This is a genomic window from Rugosimonospora acidiphila (assembly GCF_039543385.1).
GTDB classification, from domain to species: Bacteria; Actinomycetota; Actinomycetes; order Mycobacteriales; family Micromonosporaceae; genus Rugosimonospora; species Rugosimonospora acidiphila.
Genome location: NZ_BAABJQ010000007.1, coordinates 132,537 through 150,634, shown reverse-complemented (window position 1 = coordinate 150,634; position 18,098 = coordinate 132,537). Strand labels below are relative to the sequence as shown.

Below are 18,098 nucleotides of genomic sequence, written 5' to 3'. Positions count from 1 at the left end.
CACACCCGCGCCGTAGGCGGCACGCCCGCGCCGTGGGCGAAGGCACCACCCGCCACCGTGGGGACGGTCATCACGCCCGTCCCCACGGTGGCGCACTCCTCACCAGTTCAGTTTCTCCGGGGCCGGTTCGCCGTAGTGCTCTTCCCACGAGACGACCCTGTTCCGCAGCACGCCGACGCTCTGGATCTCCGCCTCGATCTGGTCGCCGGGGCGCAGGTAGAAGTCGAACGGGTTCGGCTGCACCGCGGCGACGCCGGAGATCGTGCCGGTGGTGATGATGTCGCCGGCGCTGTAGACCTGCGGTGAGTGATAGGCGACCAGATGCGGGATCGGTACCCGCATGGTGGCGGTGTTGCCGGTCTGGCGTACCTCGCCGTTGACCCGCAGCCGCATGGCGAGGTTCTGCATGTCGGGTACCTCGTCGGCGGTGACGATCCACGGGCCGATCGGGCAGAACGTGTCGATCGCCTTGCTGAATGAGAAGACGCCCGACTCCATCTCCCGGCGCTGGATGTCACGGGCGGTGATGTCGTTGAAGACGGTGAACCCGGCGATGTGTTCGATCGCCTCGTCCGGACCGAAGAACTTGCCGGGCTTGCCGATGATGACGGCGAGCTCCAGTTCGTAGTCGAGTTCCTTGGTCAGGTGCTCCGGGTAGACGATGTCCTCGTCCGGGCCGATGACCGCGTCGACATTCTGGAAGAACACGATGCCCTTGTGCACCGGGTGCGACCAGTTGACCGCCTGCAGCTCCTGGTGATGCTCGACGAAGTTGCCGGCGGTGTGGAAGAACTTCTTCGGGTGGATCGGCGCGCGCAGCCTGACGTCGGTGAGCTTGAGCCGCTCGCCGGTCTCCGGCACCCTGCTGCCGCGCTCGAAGAACTCCCGCGTGGACGCGGTGTCCAGCACGATGACGTCGTCGCCGTCGAGGCGCCCGACCCGGCCCTCGTCGAATGCGATGAGCTTCATGTCAACTCTTTCCGGCAGCGGGGGCGATCAGGCGCCGACCATGTTGTAGCCACCGTCGGCGAGCAGATACACGCCGGTGATGTGCGAGGCGTCCTCGGTGGCGAGGAACAGCGCAGTGCCGGCGACCACCTCGGGGGCCGGGATCTGCGCGAGCGGGGTCATCGAGAGCAGCTTCTCGCGACGGCCGTTCTTCCAGTCCTCGCGCTCGAGCGTGGCGCCGGTCTCCATGAAGCCGGGCGCGAACGTGTTGACCCGCACGTTCGGTGCGAACGCCGCGGCGTAGGACTTGGTCACGCCGACGATGCCGTACTTCGCGGCGGCGTACTGCGGGGCACGGGCCGAGCCGCGCACGATCACTGTGCTGCCGATGTTGACGATCGCGCCGTGACCCTGCTCGAGCATGCGCGAGCCGAACTCGTGCACGCAGAGCAGGGTGCCCTTGAGGTCGACGTCGATGACGCGGTCCAGCGCCTCCTGGGTCAGTTCCTTCCACGACATCTGCTCGGTCGCGACGTCACCGACATTGTTGATGAGCACGTCGAGGCCCCCGAAGTGGTCGAAGACCTCGGTCGCCAGCTTCTTGATCACGTCCCAGGTGTCGATGTTGGCCTGGAACAGCGCCGCTTCGCCGCCAGACTCCTCGATGCGCTCGACCGTCCGCTCCGCACCCGCACGGGAGCTGTTGTAGTGCACACCGACCCGGGCGCCTTCCTTGGCGGCGCGCACCGCGATCTCGGCACCGAAGCCGGTACCCGCGCCGGTGACCAGAACGGATTTGCCGGCGAAGCGCGGGAAAATGGTCGGGGTTGCTGTGTCGCTCACTGTGGTTCTCCTCCTTTGGATCGTGCGCACGGCTGTCGGGCGCGATCAGACGAGGGTGCGACACGGTCACGAGGAGGCGAGGTCGAGGACTCGCGCGGCGGTGCCGCCCAGGATTCTGTTGACCGTGGCCTCGTCGGCGGCGGCGACCGATCGCGCGCCGCGGACCCAGCCGACCGGGTCGGGTGAGCCGACCGGGTAGTCGCTGCCCAGCACGAGCCGGTCGAGTCCGACGACGCGCACCAGCGCGTCGAGCGTCTCGGGACTGTAGACGCAGGTGTCGTAGTAGAACTGGGTGAGGTAGTCGCTCGGCAACTTGGTGATGTTGACCGCGGTCTCCGGGCGGTTCTGCACGTTACGGTCCATGCGGGCGCAGTAGTGCGGAAAGAATCCGCCGCCGTGCGCCATCACGATCGGCACCTCGGCGAACTTCTCCACGATGCCGCCGTAGATCAGCGACGCCATGACGCGCGCCTCCTCGATCGGCTGGCCTATCGAGTTCCACAGCGCGTACCGGCGGAACCACGGATCCGGCGTACCGTCCGGGTGCACGAAGGTCGCTACGCCGTTGGCGGCGAACGACCTCCACAGCGGCAGCATCGGCTCGTCACCGAGGTAGACGCCCTTGGAGTTCGCGGGCAGGTTCGCCACCGTGATGCCCAGCTCGCCGGTGGCCCGATCGATCTCGCGCAGCGAGTTGTCCACGCTCTGCAGCGGTAGCGTGAAGCTGCCGATGAAGCGGTCCGGATAGCCGGCGACCCAGGCGGCGACGCTGTCGTTCGCGCGCCTGACCAGGTCGTACTCCTCCTCCGCGCAGGCCCAGCTGGTACCCGCGATGACCGTGCTCGACGAGATGACCGTGCGGTCGACGCCGCGCCGATCCATGTCGGCGAGGTGCAGCTCGGGCTTGAGCATCTTGTCGAAGTGCGAGTCGCGATCCTGCGATTCGGCCCGGGGCGATGCCCAGAACATCGCCTTGCCGCGCCCGGCCTCCAGCGAGGTCTCGTCCAGCACGTGGGTGTGGAAGTCGATGACCGGATTCTGCGGGTTCATCAGCGGGTCCTCTGCGTGACCGATGTGTCCCGCCAGTGCACGGTGCGACGCTCGCCCCAGACCAGGAGGCCGTAGAGGGTCAGACCGATGACGCTGAGCAGGATGATGTAGCCGAATACCGTGGCGACGTCGAGCTGTTCCGACGCCGAGTTGATCAGTTCACCGATGCCGTCCGCGCCACCGCCGAGGAACTCGGCGACGATCGCGCCGGTCACGCAGAGCGTGATCGCCGACTTGAGGCCCGCGAAGATGTGCGGCACCGCGGTCGGGAACTTCAGCAGCCTGATGGTCTGTATCCGGCTCGCCTCGATCGACGTGAACATCAGCAACTCGTTGCGGCTGGCCGACAGCATGCCCAGCGCGGTGTTGATGATGACCGGGAAGACCGCGATGAGCGCGGAGAGCAGGATCTTCGGGCTTAGGCCGAAACCCAGCCAGGCGACGAAGACCGGCGCGAGCGCGACGCGGGGCATCGTGTTGACGATGATCAGGTACGGCATGAGCACGCGCTCGCCGAAGCGCGTCTCGCCGACGACGATGCCGAGCAGGATGCCGACGGCGGAGGCGGCCAGGAAGCCCAGGATCACCTCTTCGAGCGTCCTGAACAGGGCATGCGAGACGTACCCGCCGGTGAACAGGCTCTTGAGTTCGGTCCCCAGGGCCCTCGCGGTCGGCCAGGGCGCCGGCAGCACGAAGTGCGAGATGATCTCAAAGCTGTAGAGCGCCTGCCAGATGACAACCAGCAGGATGCCGAACGCGATGAGCTGCCAGGCATGACCGAACCGGCCGCTCCACAAGCCATGTCCGGAGCGCGCGGGCGAGGCGGCCACGGCCGGATCCGCCGCCTCGGTCGCGGTGCCTCGCGGCATGTCACCCACCCACCCGCGCGGTCAGGCCCGTGCCGCTGTGCGCGGGGCGAGCGCGGCGCGGACGTGGTTGACGTACTCCGCGAAGCGCGGATCGGCGGTGGTCACCTCGAAGGTGCGGGGCCTGGGCAGGCCGATGTCGATGATCTCGGTGATCCGGCCGGGCCGGTCCGACATGACGATGACCTGGTCGGAGAGGAAGACCGCCTCCGGAATCGAGTGCGTGACCATCAGCGCGGTCGCGCCGGTGGCGAGACAGACGCGCTGCAGCTCCTCGTTCATCGACTCGCGCGTTATCTCGTCGAGCGCGCCGAACGGCTCGTCCAGCAGCAGCACGCCGGGGTCGGAGACCAGCATGCGGCAGATCGCCGCGCGCTGCGCCATACCGCCGGACAGCTCCCGGGGGTACGCCTTCTCGAAGTCCTGCAGCATTGCGGAGCGCAGCAGCTCACGCGCTCGGGCCTGTGCGGCCCTCGCGGCGGCTCTGCCGTGGCGGATCTCGATCGGCAGCACGACGTTCTCGATGACCGTGCGCCAGGCCAGCAGCGTGGAACTCTGGAACATGTAACCGGTGCCGGTCGGCGGCTTGCGGACCACCTCGCCGGCGATCGTGACGCCGCCGGCGCTCGGACGCATCAGGCCACCGACGATGTGCAGCAGGGTCGACTTGCCGCAACCGCTCGGGCCGATAATCGAGGCGAACGTGCCCCGCTCGACCGTAAAGGACACCTCCGCCAAGGCGGTGACCTCCGCGTACCGGTGAGCGACGTGGTCGACGACGACCTGCGCGGCCGCGTGGGACCGCGCCGCCCCGGCATCGGCTGCTTCACTCATTTCGCGAACTCGTCGGTGAAGTAGCCGTTGAAGTCGGTCTGGCTGCCGGAGTAGGCGCCGGACTTGTTGAGCTGGTCGTGCCAGGTGGTGAGATCGTCGGGCGTGGTGGCGCAGGACGCCATCGTCGCGGGCAGGTCGTGGGTACGCATCGTGATGAAGGCCTGCGACACCCGCATCGTCACGTTGTTGTCGGTGGCCTGATCCGGTGCGAGCTTCTTGGTGAGCGCGGCGAGCTTGCCGGCGTCGGTGCCGATGTAGTTGACGCCCTTCTGGTACGCCCGGAGGAACCTGGTGATCGCGTCGGACTTGCTGGACAGCGCCTTCGCCGAGGCCCAGAAGCCCTGACCGGCGGTGACCCCGCCCCGCGCGCCCTGAATCTGGCGGACCTGGAAGCCCTTGGCCTGAGCCACGGCCATGTCGCCGACGCCACCGGCATAGGCGGTGATGTCTTTACGCTGGAAGGCGGCGAGCGCCTGGCCACCGTTGCCGACCTGGAGGATCTTGTAGTCGGTCGGGGTGAGACCGGCGCTCTTGGCGAGCGCGACCGCGGCCGCTGCGGCCGGGCCGTCCGGATCGTCGACACCGATGGTGGCGCCCTTGAGGTCGGCGCCGGCCTGCACCGTCGAGTCGGCCGGCACGTAGACGTTCAGCGGCGGCGCCCAGTAGGTGCGGCACACGTAGGTGGGTTTGAAGCTTGGCTGCTTCGCGACCGATCCGATGACACTGGTCGTCGGCGCGTCGATGAGTTCGGCGGAGCCGGCGGCGAGCGACTGCACCGCCTGCGCGCCACCGGAGACGCTGGTGACCTTCACGGCGACGCCCTCGGCCTTGAAGTATCCCCGGTCCTGCGCGGCCCAGATGCCGTGCTCGGCCTCGATGCTGGTGGTCGGGATGACGACGTTCAGCGCTCGTACGGCCGCGGGCGGGTCGTCGCTGCTTCCACATCCGGTCGACAGGCCGCCGGAGAGCAGGACGGCGGAGAGCATGGCGAGGTTGCGCACCCGTGGCCCGCGCACGCGACGCGCCCCGGCTCCCGTTCGACGGTCGGTGTAGCCGCGAAGCTCGTAGCCGGACATCCTGTTCACTTTCGCCCCCCGAACTCGTCTTTCGTACCGGACGTTAACCGTGCGCACTGGACAACGTCAACGTATCTCTATATAGAGATGTTTTCCAGACGCGCGATGCGGTGACGGTGTGGCGGCGCCCGCGCCCCTATTCGAGCCGGAACACCCGCAGCTGCAGGGCGAGGGCCGCGTAGTAACCGACCAGCGTGCTGAGCTCGAAGACCGTCTTCACGCCGACCAACGGCGACCAGGTCGACCAGTCCTCGTCGCAGACAGAACCCCTGGTCATGGCGTGCGCGAGACCAGCACACGCACGCTCGCGCGGGTCAACGAGGTCGGGCACCAGGCCCGAACGGATCGCCTCGATCTCCGCCTCGGTCAGGCCGATCGCACGGCCGACCGCTTCGTGCGCGTCACGCTCGAAGCGACTGTCCCAGTACGCCGCGGTGAGCGGAAAGTGCTGCGGGCCCTGGGCGCGGGGCCCCTTGATGATCAAGTCGTAGAGCGCGCGCTGCTCGTCATCCAGGTCAGACGGGTCGAGTCCGTCAAGGCGGCTCATCGGTCCCGCAATCGGCGAGAGATGTCGGCGGAGATGTTGACGCCGGCGACGCTTCGACCCGATACGGGCCGTCGACCGCCACCTCGTTGTCCGCCGACATCAGGTCCTCGCGCCGCGCACGCCCGCCATGAAACCCATTTTCGCGCCACGAAAGTTGACTGCGCACTCGTGCGGGCGCCCTTTGACAAGGCCAGCAGGCGCCGGGTCAACGCGCACCCGGGGTGTTCGACGTCAGCGAGGCGAAGGCGACGCCGCCGATCTCGCGCAGAACGTCCACTCCGACTCCGGCTCCGCCGAGTACCTCCATTCCGCGGGTGACGGCGACGTAATAAGTGGCCAGCTTGCCGACGTCAAGGCCTTCGGGAAGCTGGCCCGCTTCTTGCGCTTGACGGAGGCACTCGGCGTATTCGGCCTCCAGGCGCCGGTAGGCCCGGCGGCTCGCCTCCGCGACTTCGGGATCCTGGTCCGCGAGCTCCACGGTCGCCTTGGTGAACAGGGAGTCCAGTGGGCCCTCGGAGCTGAAGGCGAGCGCGAGCGCGTCAAGGTGGGCGCGAATGCGGTCCAGGGGGGTGTCTTCACCCGTGGCGAGCTCTGCGGTGAGCCGGTCGACGTGGGCAGAGGTGCTCTGGGCGAGCGCACGCAGGAACAGCTCGCGCTTGCCGCCGAAGCTGTTGTAGATGCTCTGCTTCCCCAGGCCCGTGGCGCGGCTCAGTTCTTCCATCGTGGTCCCGCCGTAGCCGTTGGCGGCGAAGGTCTGCGCGGCCTTCTCGACGACAGCGTTCTCGTCGAACTTCCGGGGTCGTGGCATGGCCCTGATCCTATGGGCGAGTGCGGCCGGACGAGAGACAACTCAGCCGACCAGGGTCCGGGCTCGGTCAGGGGTGTTGGCGGGCTCGGGTGTTGGCGGGCCGGTCGCGACTGCTGGTCGGCCCGGGCTGTCCACCCGGGCCCAGTACGCGGTCAGTCGGTCGCCTCCGGGTTGCTCGGGATCGCGCCCACGGTCTGTGCGGCGACGTCGTAGACCTCGGACTGGTAGTCGAGGATGCGCACACCGCCCATCACCGCGGCGACGGCCTTCTGGAAGTTCTCGTCGGCGTTGTGCTCGTCGATGGCGGCCTGGTCGCGCCACCCCTCGGAGAGGTGAATGGTGTTCGGGTCGGTCAGGTCCTGCGCGAAGACGTAGTACACGCAGCCGTCCTGCTGTGCGGTCGTGGACAGGTGCGGGATGACCGCGTCGATGAACTTCTGCCGGTCCTCCGCATGAATCGTGTAGTACGCGCTGACAACCTTGCCGGTGGTCTCGTGCTTGGTCTGGGAAATCACGTCGTGCTCCGTTCCGCTGATCAATGGGCGTCGCCGCGGTCCGGCGGGAGGTGGACCTCCCGCCGGACGGATCGGGGCGGCGCCCCGCTCATGCTGCCCTCCGCGCCGGTCCCACCGGGCTGGGCTGATGCGTCGTGGTCCCAGCGTACCTCGTTATTGACGAACCAGTCCAGAACTGTGACGGGACGCGCACCGTGACTACCGCGTGGGTGTTTTGTCATGATTATGACTTATTTTGAGCCGCTTGATCTTCGACGCCCCGCGCGTCAGTCGACGATCAGGCCGCCGGTGAGGTTGGCGACCGCGCCGCTGATCGCGGCGGCCCGGTCCGAGGCAATGAAGACGGCCACGTTGGCGATCTCAGCAACCGTCGGCAGCTGTTTGCGCAGGGTCAGGTCCGCCATCCGGGCCTGGAACGCGTCGCGGCTGATGCCGTACGCGTCCGCATGCAGGCCGTACACCTCGGAGAGCTGCGGCGTTTCCGGCATCCCCGCCGCGTTCAGGCACACGACCCGCACGCCCCGCGGGCCGACCTCGGCGGCCAGGCCCCGCACGAGTGACTCGATCGCCGCCCACGCCGGTGCCATGCCTCCCATCAGGGGGACGGCCGTCCGTGACGGGCTGGCCGTGATGGCCAGAATCACGCCCGATCCCTGGCCGGTCATCCGCCGTGCGGCGGCTCGCGCGGTCAGGAAGTTGGCCTTGGGGTAGGTGGTCATGGGCAGATCGAAGCTGTCCGGTGACAGGTCGACGATCCGGGTGCCCTGAATCCCTGTCTGCGGAAGGCTGACGGCGTTGAACGAGATGTCGAGGGATCCGGCGGACCGGACCACCGCGTCGGCGTGCGCCTCGACGGCGTCCTCATCCATCACGTCGACCCGGGCGACCTCGGCGACACCACCCGAGGCCCGGATCTTCTCGGCGACCACCGCCAGCGTGGCGCTGGTGCGCCCGGCAAGGAAAACCCGTGCTCCCTCCTCGGCGAAGGCGCGGGCGACCGCGCTCCCGACTGCCCCACTCGCCCCGTAGACGATCGCGTTCTTCTTCTCCAGCAGCACTGTTCCTCCTGATCATGAATTGAGCGAACGGGATTCCGTCGGCCATCGACTCGACCCGCCAGAAAGAATCGGTCGAGGCGCCGCTCTTAGCCCGGAAGTGAGCGAGGCAGCCCGAAGGACGGGAGCACGCTGGTGTCGAAGCGCGTGATGGCGGAGATCCGGTCGCCGCTGAGGGTGAGCACGACGAGGCCGATTCCGTGGCGGATGCCGGCCGGGGCGCGGAGGTAGGCCGCGAGCGCCGGCTGACCGTTCGCGCGGGTCGGTATGAAGTCGTAGGTCCAGCTCCGGCGCAGGATGGTGGCGTAGAAGCGGGCCACGTCGGCGCGGCCGTGGTACTCCAGGGGAATCGGCGGCATGGAGACGTAGACGTCGTCGGTCAGCAGGGTGACCAGGGCGTCGATGTCGCCAGACGCGTACGCGCGGGCGAACTTCGCCACGAGCACCCGCTCGGCGGACGAGCCGGGAGCGGGCGGCGGTTCGCGATCGCCGGTCGGCGGCAGCTGGCGCCGCAGCCCGACCCGGGCCCGTTTCAGCGCGCTGGTAACCGACTCAACCGTCGTGTCGAGCAGGTCGGCCACCTCGTTGGCGTGGTAGCCGAGCACGTCGCGCAGGATGAGCACGGCGACCTGGCGGGACGGCAGCGCCTGAAGCGCGGTCACGAAGGCCAGCGAGATGGCTTCGGTCTGCTCGTACCGGGCCTCCGGGCCGAGCGGCGGGTTGACCGCACCATCGAGCAGCGCGTCGGGGAACGGTTGAAGCCAGACCACGTCGCCGAGCCGGGTCGGCGCGGGCGGGTCAACCTCGAGGATGTCCCACGGCACGGCCTGCCGGCGACTCGCCGAGCGCAGCGCGTCGAGGCACCGGTTGGTGGCGATCCGGTACAGCCAGGTGCGGATCGACGCGCGCCCCTCGAACGCCGCGATGCTCTGCCAGGCGGACAGGAGCGTGTCCTGCAGGGCGTCCTCCGCGTCCTGGAACGATCCGAGCATCCGGTAGCAGTGCACGTGCAGCTCCCGCCGGTGCGGCTCGGTCAGCTCCCGGAACGCGTCGCCGTCCCCCGCTCGCGCCCTGGTGATCAGGTCGACGGTAGCCGTCTCCACGATCGAGTCACCTCTCCCCCGTACGTTGTGGCTTTCTGGAGTATGGACGCCGGCCGAGGCCGGAACTGGGCGCTCGGCGGACGCCCAATTTCACGACCTCACGAAGTCTGCATCCTCGGTGGTCGGACGGCCCGAGTACGCGGGCCGTCCGCTTCTCTAGGAGGACGCATGTCAATCGTCGACAAGACAATTCTGGTGACCGGGGCCAACCGCGGGATCGGGCGGGCGCTGATCGAGGAGGCACTGCGCAGGGGCGCGAAGCGCGTGTACGCCGGCACGCGGCAGCCGCTGTCCCATCCGGACGGGCGCGTCACGCCGCTGGCTCTGGACGTGACCCGCGCGGATCAGATTCGGGCGGCGGTGGGAAGGGTCGCATCGCTCGACCTGCTCATCAACAATGCCGGGCTGGCGATCTACGAGGATCTCAGCGACCGCGCCGCGATCGAGCAGCAGCTCGCCGTGAACCTCTACGGCACCTACGGCATGACCCAGGCATTCCTGCCGCTGCTGACCGGGTCGGGCGGCGCGATCGTCAACGTGCTGTCGCTGGCGGCCGTCGCCCCCGTGCCGGTCATGCCGGCCTACTCGATCTCGAAGGCGGCCGCGTTCTCGCTGTCCCAGTCGATGCGGGCCGCGTTGGCCGGGCGGGGCGTACGCGTTCACGCCGTACTGAGCGGGCCGGTCGACACCGACATGTCCCGCGTGCTCGACATTCCCAAGGCGAGCCCGGAGTCCGTCGCGCGGAGCATCCTCGACGGGGTGGATAACGGAGAGGAGGACATCTTCCCGGATCCCCTGTCGGAGCCCCTCGCCGAGGCCTGGCGCGGCGGGGTCGCCAAGGCGCTCGAACGCGAGAACGCGGCACTGCTCGAGGCGGCGCCTCTCGGTTCGTAGGAGAACGCCCTCCCTCAGCGACACGGCGCGGGCCGGGACCATGAGGTCCCGACCGCGCCGCGTGGGTAGCCGGCCGGCGCGGTGGCCGATGGCCCGCATGCCCGCAGCCCGCCACGCCGGCGTCGCGTCAGGCTACGCAGCGGAACCCGACGTGGCCGGTGCTGCTGTCCGGCGTGCTGGAGGTGCGGGCGGCGACCCGGTAGCGGTTGCAGTACGAGTCGTGACACAGGTACGAGCCGCCGCGCATCACCCGAGCGGCCCCGGCCTCCGGGCCGGCCGGATCGCGCCGCGTGTGCGCCGCGTCGGGGGCGTGCCAGTCGACGCTGAACCAGTCGGCGCACCACTCCCAGACGTTGCCGGACGTGTTGAACAGCCCGTACCCGTTGGGCCGGTACGCGTCCACGGGCGCGGTGGAAAGGTACCCGTCCTGACCGGTGTTGCGCCTCGGGAACTCGCCCTGCCAGGTGTTGCAGCGGTGCTGCCCGCGCGGGGTGAACTCGTCGCCCCACGGGAAACGGGCCCGCCCCAATCCACCCCGGGCGGCCTTCTCCCACTCCGCCTCGGTCGGCAGACGCTTGCCGGCCCAGGCGGCGTACGCGTTCGCGTCCGCCCACGAAACGTGCACCACCGGATGGTTGCGCTTGTCGCCGATGCCGGTGCCGGGCCCGGCCGGGTGCCGCCAGTCGGCCCCCTCGACGGGCAGCCACCAGGGCGCCTGCGGCACGCGTCCGGCCAGCACCCGGTGTGCCGCCTCACCGGTCACGAACGCCGCGAACACGAACGACCACCCGAAGCGCTCGGCCTCGGTCTGGTACCCGGTGGCCTTCGCGAACGCCGCGAACTGGGAGTTGCTGACAGCTTTCGGATCAATGTGGAACGCGGACACGAACACCTCGCGCACCGGACCCTCGCCGTCGTCCGGGAACGCGTCCGGGTCGTCGCCGCCCATCAGGAACGGACCCTCGGGCACCGCGACCATGCCGCGGATCACCTCGGCGCGGGCGCGGCGGGGCGGCTCGAACCCGAGCGCCGAGCCGGCGGCCGCGGTCGGGCCGGCCCCGACGGTCGACCCGGCCGCCGCGGTCGGGTCGGCCGGCACGGTGGCCAGCGGTACGACCGTCGGGTGCCCGTCGCTGTGCGAGGGGGAACAACAGCTGCTCACTGGACCGAACCTACCCGATGGCCCCGACCGGTACGTCGAACGGCAGCCCGCTCGACTCGTCGCCGCAGATCGCGCGCAGGCGCTCGTACAGCGCCGCGACCACGGCCGGCTCCCGGTCCCAGAGGTTGTCCGTCTCCGCCGGGTCGGCCTCCATGTCGTACAGCTGCCCGGCCGGGTGTGCCGCGTCCCACGGCGGAGCCGGGTGCGCCTTGCCGGACCCGGTGGCGAACAGGTCGGTGATGGACGGCTCGGAGAAGCCACCGCCGGAACCGGCCGAGAAGATGGCCTTCCAGCGCCCGGAGCGCAGCGCGAAGCGACCGCCCAGGCTGTGGTGGACGATCGGGCGGTCGGGCTGGCCCGGGTCCGCACCGGCGAGTACGGGCAGGATGTCGCGCCCGTCCTCGACCGGTACGGACAGTCCGGCCGCCGCCGCCACGGTCGGCAGGACATCGGTGAGGCAGACCGGGGCATCCGTCGCCGTACCACCCGCGAACCGGCCGGGCCATCGGGCGATGAACGGCTCGCGGTGCCCGCCGTCCCACAGGTCGCCCTTCTGCCCCCGCCAGTCCCCGTTTGGTCGGTGTCGGCCCACGTCACCGTCATCGGTGAAGATCATTGGTGCGCCGTTGTCGCTGGTGACCACGAACAGCGTGTCGTCCAGGACGCCCTTGGCCTCAAGCTCCTCGCGCAACTGCCCGACCGCCCAGTCGACCAGGCACACACCGTCGGCCCGGTCCCCCAGCCCGGAACGGCCGCGGATGAACGCCGGCGGGACGTTGGGCCGGTGCGGCGCGGACGGCGCCAGGTAGCACAGGAACGGGCCGTCCTGGGCCCGGATGAAGGCGCGGGCCTCGGCGGTGAACCGCGCGTCCACCTCGCTCTCGTCGAACCCCTCGACGGCGAGGCCGGGGCGTTGCTCGGTGAGGTAGGGCTTCTTCTCCCGGTCCGGTACGCCGACCGTGCGGTCCTGGTCGATGAACGCGTACGGCGGCATGTCCAGCGAGCCGGCGATCCCGAAGAACCGGTCGAAGCCCAGCGCGGTCGGGCCGCCGGTGACCGGGGCCGTGTAGTCGATGTCGCGCCCGAAGTCCGTCTCGATGTCGTCGTGCAGGGTGGCGCCGGGCGCGAACGCGTCCCGTACCGTGCCGTCGGTGTGCCGCCAGCCGAGCCCGAGGTGCCACTTGCCGAACGCGCCAGTCGCGTACCCGGCCCGCTGGAGCACGCCGGCCAGCGTGGCACGGGACGGCTCGATGAGTGCCGGGCCGTGTCCCATGAGGACGAAGTTCTTCAGCGGCCCGCGCCACGCGTAGCGCCCGGTCATCAGCGCGTACCGGCTGGGGGTGCAGACCGCCGACGCCGAGTGGCAGTTGGTGGCCCGCACCCCCTCACCGGCCAGCCGGTCGATGTGTGGCGTGGGGATCGCCGAGCCGTAGCAGCCCAGGTCCCCCCAGCCCATATCGTCGGCCAGCACCACCACGACGTTCGGCCGGGTAACCGGATCCGTCATGTCCAGCAGCTCCCATCGGCGCTCTTGACGATCCGGACCGCGTTGGTGGTGGCCGGATCAATGTCGAAGTCACTGGCATCGGACTGGCAGGCGTTGTTGGTGAACACGTTGATGAAGTTCACGTCCCGTACCTTGTGGGTGCCGTCGATGCCCTGAATGACGTTGGGGTAGGTGAAGTTGGTGTACGCGTGGATGTCCCGGAAGATGAGCTGGTCCAGCTCGCCGTAGCCGAGCGTCGGGTCATACCACTTGTTGTTGTCGATGGTGAGATAGAACAGCCGCCAGTTCGCGTTCTCCACCCGGATGTTCTCGAACAGGTACCGGTTGGGTGTGCCCGCGCCGGCGTGCAGCGCCCGGAAGATGGCCGACTTCTGGATCTGGTAGTGCTCGGCGTGGATGACGTCGTCGTCGTACACGTGGAACGTGTTGCTGTCCTGTTCCAGGTTCCAGCTGATCATGAACGGTGCGCCGTTCTCCAGCTGCCACACCGTGTTGCCTCGGACCACCTCGTCGCCCCAGAACAGCTTGATGGAGTCGTCGTTGGACTTGACGAAGTTGTTCTCCACCAACGCCTTGTTGCCGGCCACCAGTCCGTCGGTGCTGTACCACCAGGACATCGTCTTGACGTTCTCGATGGTGGTGTACTGGGCCAGCGCGCGGACGTTGAACCGGGGCGCGTTGACCAGCGTGATGCCCTCGATGAGCACGTTGGACGACGACTGGTCGGCGATGTCTATCATCCCCGGCTGGTTTTTGTTGGCGTCCTGGTTGCCGGTGTCCATGAACAGGCCGTCGAGCACGCCGCGGCCCTTGATGGTGACGTTGTCCACCGGCCCGTTCGCGATGAACGCACCCTGCACGTACGCGCCGCCGGCCAGGTAGACCGTCTCGTTCGAGTGCAGCACGATCCCGGAGCCGATGGCGTGCACCCCCGGCCCGAAGTACAGCACGTTCGGGTCTCCGGTGGCCGGCGGCACGTCATTCTCCGGCGGGTTCGCGAACACCAGCATCGGGTGCGGGATCGGGTTGTGGATGTTCGGGTCGAACTCGACCGACACGTTCTTCGCCTGCGACATGGTGAACGTACAGGTGTTGTTCGCGAACGTGGTGGCGATCGCCGCCGAGAACGGCCGGACCATGCACCCGGTCAGGCCGGACTGACCCAGCGCCGTGACGCTGACCGTCACCGAGCCGGCGAACGAAAAGCTGGTCCACGACGTGTCCAGCTCCCGGTTGGTGTCCGTCTTGCGGGCCAGCGACTTGTACACAAAGGACGGTTGACCGTTCACCGCGACCGAGTACTGGTCGGACGCGGGTACGCCGGCCGGTCCCGGGTACAGGCTCAGCGCCGGGCCGGCGCCCGGCGTGATGTCGCCGTACGGCAGGGTCGCCCGGTGCGCGGCGACGTCGGCCTCGGTCGCCTGGGTGGACGCGGTGATGCTGTTCGCGATCGAGTCGACCGTGGAGATGTCGCCGTTGATGGGCGTCACAGCGCCGCCGAAGTCGTACTGGTTGCCGGTGTACGGCGCTCCGTCCGCCGACGCGGCGGTCGGGGCGAACAGCGCGCCGGTGACGGCGAGCGCGGCGGCGACGACTCCGGCGAGCAGTGCGCGATGAGTGCGATGGGTGCGATGGGTGCGATGGGTGCGACGCATGGTGCCTCCTCTTCGCTGACGTGCGCTGGGTTCGGGGAGGTGCGGCGGCGATCAGCCGAAGCGCAGCTGGTGCTCCGCCTCGGGGTCCCACAGGTTCAGGCCGGGCACGCCGAAGGCCGGTGCCAGGACGTAGTGGTCGTAGGTCTCCGCCATCCGGTCGCGCAGCAGTTCGTGGTGGCGGCGCACCTCGTCGGCGTACTTCGCGTCGTCGACGAGGTTGGTCAGCTCGTACGGGTCGGTCTCCAGGTCGAAGAACTGCCAGGGCTTACCGCCGTGCGCGTCGCCGAGGACGGTGTACTTGTACCGCCGGGTGCGCACCCCACGCCACGTCTCGTCGTGGTAGACGATGTTCGGCCGCAGCTCGCCGACGAACTCCAGCAGCACGCCCTCGCGGTCCAGCCGGTCGGTCTCGCCGCACGCGATCGGCGCGAGGTTCAGCCCGGGTTTGGGGTCTCGCGGCGTGATTCCGGCGAGGCCGAGCAGCGTCGGGAACAGATCCTCGGTGCAGGTCGGCTCGTCCACCACCCGACCACCGGCGCCCACATTGGACACGATGAGCGGCGTGCCGAGCGACTCCTCCCACGGCCGCTGCTTGGCCAGCAACCCGTGGCAGCCCAACAGTTCGCCGTGGTCGGCGGTCAACGCGATGATGGTGTTGTCCAGCGTGCCCGCGTCGCGCAGCGCGGCGACCAACCGGCCGACGTTGTCGTCCAGGTTTTCGATCATCGCGTAGTAGACGCGCAGATCGTCGAGCAGGTCCCGGCCGTGCGGGCCGCGCTTGCGGTACTCCTTGTCCAGCTCGACGTTTTCCCGCAGCACCAGTTCCCGGTCGCGCCAACGGTCGAGGTACTCCTCCGGCGCGGTGAACAGCGGGTGCGGCGGCTCCACCGACAGTACGGCGGCGAACGGCTTGTCCCGCTCCTGGATCGCGTACCGGGTCGCCATCCCGAACAGTTCGTCGGTCTGGTACCCGTCCAGCTTGCGCATGGTCGGGTCGTCCTGTGTGGAGTACCAGGTGTCGTACGGGTCGTTGGCGATGTCGAACCCGGCGAACGTGCCGAACCGGCCCTGGAACGGTCGGGGCACCGGGGTCCGGGACGCCTTCACCACGTTGTGCCCCGGGTAGTGGCCGAAGTTGCCGTACAGGTGCCACTTGCCGAACATCGCCGTGTCGTACCCGGCGTCGTTGAACTCGTCGGCGAGCGTGCGCTCGGCCGGCGACATCCGCCATTCGATCGCCGGGATGAACCGGGTGTGCGCGTACTCGCCGGTCATCAACGTGAACCGGAACGGCACGCACACCGGGTATGTCGAGGACGTCGCGGTGAACCGGGCGCCGCTCTCGGCGAGCGCGTCGATGTTCGGCGTGCTGACGTTCGGGTCGCCGTAGCAGCCGAGCGCCTGGCGGCGCAGCTGGTCGGAGATGATCAGGATGATGTTCGGACGGGTCACTTCAATCCACCAGAGGTCAGGCCCGCGACGAAGCGCCGCTGGAGCGAGAGGAACAACAACACGACCGGGACGAGCATGAACAGCGCCGCGGCGCTGGTCAGTCCCCAGTCCGTGGAGTTCTGGTCCTGGAAGGCCAGGAAGCTCGTCGAGATCGGGCGTTTGTCGGGGCTGTGGATGAACGTGATGGCCCAGAAGAACTCGTTCCACGCCCACAGGCCGACGATCAGCGCGACCGTCATGAATCCGGGCCACGCCAGCGGCAGCACGACCCGCCGCGCGATCTGCAGGTCCGAGGCGCCGTCCAGCCGTCCGGCCTCGATGAACTCCTTGGGCACCTTCATCAGGAAGGACCGCAGCAGCAGCGTGGCGAACGGCGCGTCGGTCGCCCAGTAGATGACGATGAGGCCGAACAGGCTGTCGGTCAGGTGCAGGCTGGTCCACAGCGAGAACAGCGGCACGACGAACAACTGAACCGGCATCGCGCTGCCCAGGAACAGGTAGGTCACCACTCCGTTGCCGCCAGGTACGTGCAGGTGGCTCAGCGCGTACGCGGCCAGCCCGGCGATGACGCAGGTGCCGGCGGCCGAGCCGACGCACAGGATGACGCTGTTGCGCATGGTCGTGCCGAAGTCGCCCTCGCGCCAGGCCGTGATGAAGTTGGACAGGCTCAGCGAGGTCGGCGGCGACAGCGGATCCGCGCCGATCTGCGCGTTGTTCTTGAACGCGTTGAACAGGATCGCGATCAGCGGGCCGATCGCGAACAGTGCTAGCGCGACCAGCACGATGTAGGTGGGCACGCGCAGCCGGCGCCGGCGCCGCGGACCCCCGTGCCGGGGATCGGCCCGGCCCGCCCGCGGTACTTCGTGCCGCGTGATGGTCGCGGTCACTCCTCCCACCCCCTCCGGCGCAGGAACTGGTACACCGCGAGGACCACCCCGGTGACCACCGTCATGGACAGGCCGAGCGCGGCTGCATACCCGGCCGAGTACTGGTTGAACGCCTCGTCGTACATCAGCGTGGAGACCACGTCGCTCGAGTGCGCCGGCCCACCGTGGGTCATGATGTAGATGTAGTCGAAGGCCTTGAGCGACCAGATGATCGTCATCAGTACGATGAACACCATCGTCGGCCGGATGCCCGGCAGCGTCACGGACTTGAACTGCTGCCAGCCGTTGGCACCGTCCACTTTGGCCGCGTCGTACAGCTGCGGGTCGACGCCCTGCATCGCGGCGAAGAAGATGACCGCGAGAAAGCCCCACCAGTGCCAGTCGACGACGAAGTTCACCGAGTACAGCGAGGTGGCTGGGTCGCCGAGCCAGGCGTGGTCGGTACCCAGCAGGTGACCGATGCCGCTGTCCGGCGACATCAGCATCTTCCACACCGCCGCGTTGACCACGCTCGCCGTGATGTACGGGATGAAGAACAGCGCCCGGAACAGCATCTGGAACCGGCGCACCTGGTTGAGCAGGTGCGCGCCGAGCAGACCGATCACCATCGGTACCGTCAGGAACAGCACGAACCAGATGGCGTTGTGCAGCAACGCCTCCCGGACCGCCGGATCGGTGAACGCGTGCGTGTAGTTGGCGAATCCGGTGAAGTTCGCCGGCCCGATGCCGGACCAGTCGGTGAACGAGTAGTAGACCGTCGCGAGCGACGGGCCCAGCACGACGAGCACGTTGAGGATCAGCAGCGGAGCGAGGAACGCCCAGCCGACCAGGCCGCGCCGCAGCCGGGCCCGCTTGCGCGCCGGGTTGGCGCGCAGCGGGGCCTGGACCGGCATGCT

At 68.8% G+C, this 18,098-nt stretch carries 18 protein-coding genes; 1 reads left to right on the top strand and 17 read right to left on the bottom strand.

Going from position 1 to position 18,098, the window contains the following annotated elements; translation table 11 throughout:
- Positions 1–99: 99 nt before the first annotated feature.
- The 11 genes from ABEA87_RS14680 to ABEA87_RS14630 all read right to left on the bottom strand — a co-directional run bounded on the left by ABEA87_RS14680 (position 100) and on the right by ABEA87_RS14630 (position 9,645).
- Complete coding sequence (locus ABEA87_RS14680) at positions 100–969, bottom strand: fumarylacetoacetate hydrolase family protein (protein WP_345629849.1); 870 nt, start codon at positions 967–969, stop codon at positions 100–102.
- 27 nt (positions 970–996) lie between these two features.
- Positions 997–1,791: an SDR family NAD(P)-dependent oxidoreductase gene (locus ABEA87_RS14675; protein ID WP_345629848.1), complete on the bottom strand. Its 795-nt coding sequence runs from the start codon at positions 1,789–1,791 to the stop codon at positions 997–999.
- A gap of 66 nt (positions 1,792–1,857) precedes the next feature.
- Positions 1,858–2,841 (bottom strand): amidohydrolase family protein, encoded by a 984-nt coding sequence (locus ABEA87_RS14670; RefSeq protein ID WP_345629846.1) that lies wholly within the window; start codon positions 2,839–2,841, stop codon positions 1,858–1,860.
- Positions 2,841–3,710 (bottom strand): ABC transporter permease, encoded by an 870-nt coding sequence (locus ABEA87_RS14665; protein ID WP_345629844.1) that lies wholly within the window; start codon positions 3,708–3,710, stop codon positions 2,841–2,843. The genes ABEA87_RS14670 and ABEA87_RS14665 overlap by 1 nt, the downstream gene beginning before the upstream one ends.
- Positions 3,711–3,731: 21 nt before the next feature.
- Positions 3,732–4,541, bottom strand: coding sequence for an ABC transporter ATP-binding protein (locus ABEA87_RS14660; protein ID WP_345629842.1), 810 nt, complete (start codon positions 4,539–4,541; stop codon positions 3,732–3,734).
- Positions 4,538–5,617, bottom strand: coding sequence for an ABC transporter substrate-binding protein (locus ABEA87_RS14655; protein ID WP_345629841.1), 1,080 nt, complete (start codon positions 5,615–5,617; stop codon positions 4,538–4,540). Before ABEA87_RS14655 ends, ABEA87_RS14660 begins: the two co-directional genes overlap by 4 nt.
- 136 nt (positions 5,618–5,753) lie before the next feature.
- The gene (locus ABEA87_RS14650; RefSeq protein ID WP_345629840.1) at positions 5,754–6,164 is read right to left on the bottom strand and encodes a carboxymuconolactone decarboxylase family protein; all 411 of its coding nucleotides are present in this window, start codon (positions 6,162–6,164) and stop codon (positions 5,754–5,756) included.
- A 205-nt stretch (positions 6,165–6,369) separates the two neighbouring features.
- Entirely contained in the window at positions 6,370–6,972 is a 603-nt protein-coding gene (locus ABEA87_RS14645; protein ID WP_345629838.1) for a TetR/AcrR family transcriptional regulator, read from the bottom strand.
- Between the two features lie 152 nt (positions 6,973–7,124).
- A complete protein-coding gene (locus ABEA87_RS14640) occupies positions 7,125–7,487 on the bottom strand; it encodes a putative quinol monooxygenase (protein ID WP_345629836.1) in 363 nt (120 codons plus the stop codon).
- Positions 7,488–7,753: 266 nt separating this feature from the next.
- Positions 7,754–8,545, bottom strand: coding sequence for an SDR family NAD(P)-dependent oxidoreductase (locus ABEA87_RS14635; protein WP_345629834.1), 792 nt, complete (start codon positions 8,543–8,545; stop codon positions 7,754–7,756).
- A gap of 86 nt (positions 8,546–8,631) precedes the next feature.
- Entirely contained in the window at positions 8,632–9,645 is a 1,014-nt protein-coding gene (locus tag ABEA87_RS14630) for a sigma-70 family RNA polymerase sigma factor (RefSeq protein WP_345629832.1), read from the bottom strand.
- A gap of 168 nt (positions 9,646–9,813) precedes the next feature.
- On the opposite strand from ABEA87_RS14630, the gene ABEA87_RS14625 reads away from it, so the two are divergent.
- A complete protein-coding gene (locus ABEA87_RS14625; RefSeq protein ID WP_345629830.1) occupies positions 9,814–10,539 on the top strand; it encodes an SDR family NAD(P)-dependent oxidoreductase in 726 nt (241 codons plus the stop codon).
- Between the two features lie 127 nt (positions 10,540–10,666).
- Here ABEA87_RS14625 and ABEA87_RS14620 read toward each other — a convergent pair whose 3' ends face one another.
- The 6 genes from ABEA87_RS14620 to ABEA87_RS14595 are packed head-to-tail and all read right to left on the bottom strand — an operon-like array spanning position 10,667 to position 18,095.
- Positions 10,667–11,701: a formylglycine-generating enzyme family protein gene (locus ABEA87_RS14620; protein ID WP_345629828.1), complete on the bottom strand. Its 1,035-nt coding sequence runs from the start codon at positions 11,699–11,701 to the stop codon at positions 10,667–10,669.
- A 10-nt stretch (positions 11,702–11,711) separates the two neighbouring features.
- On the bottom strand, positions 11,712–13,208 hold the full coding sequence (locus ABEA87_RS14615; protein WP_345629826.1) for a sulfatase family protein: 1,497 nt from the start codon (positions 13,206–13,208) through the stop codon (positions 11,712–11,714).
- Positions 13,205–14,863, bottom strand: a complete 1,659-nt coding sequence (locus ABEA87_RS14610; protein ID WP_345629824.1) for a glycoside hydrolase family protein — start codon at positions 14,861–14,863, stop codon at positions 13,205–13,207. The genes ABEA87_RS14615 and ABEA87_RS14610 overlap by 4 nt, the downstream gene beginning before the upstream one ends.
- A gap of 51 nt (positions 14,864–14,914) precedes the next feature.
- Positions 14,915–16,315: a sulfatase family protein gene (locus ABEA87_RS14605; RefSeq protein ID WP_345629822.1), complete on the bottom strand. Its 1,401-nt coding sequence runs from the start codon at positions 16,313–16,315 to the stop codon at positions 14,915–14,917.
- Positions 16,312–17,202 carry a carbohydrate ABC transporter permease gene (locus ABEA87_RS14600; protein WP_345629820.1) on the bottom strand — a complete coding sequence of 297 codons (891 nt, stop codon included), beginning with the start codon at positions 17,200–17,202 and terminating at the stop codon, positions 16,312–16,314. The genes ABEA87_RS14605 and ABEA87_RS14600 overlap by 4 nt, the downstream gene beginning before the upstream one ends.
- Positions 17,199–18,095: a carbohydrate ABC transporter permease gene (locus ABEA87_RS14595; protein WP_345630197.1), complete on the bottom strand. Its 897-nt coding sequence runs from the start codon at positions 18,093–18,095 to the stop codon at positions 17,199–17,201. Before ABEA87_RS14595 ends, ABEA87_RS14600 begins: the two co-directional genes overlap by 4 nt.
- Positions 18,096–18,098 lie beyond the last annotated feature (3 nt).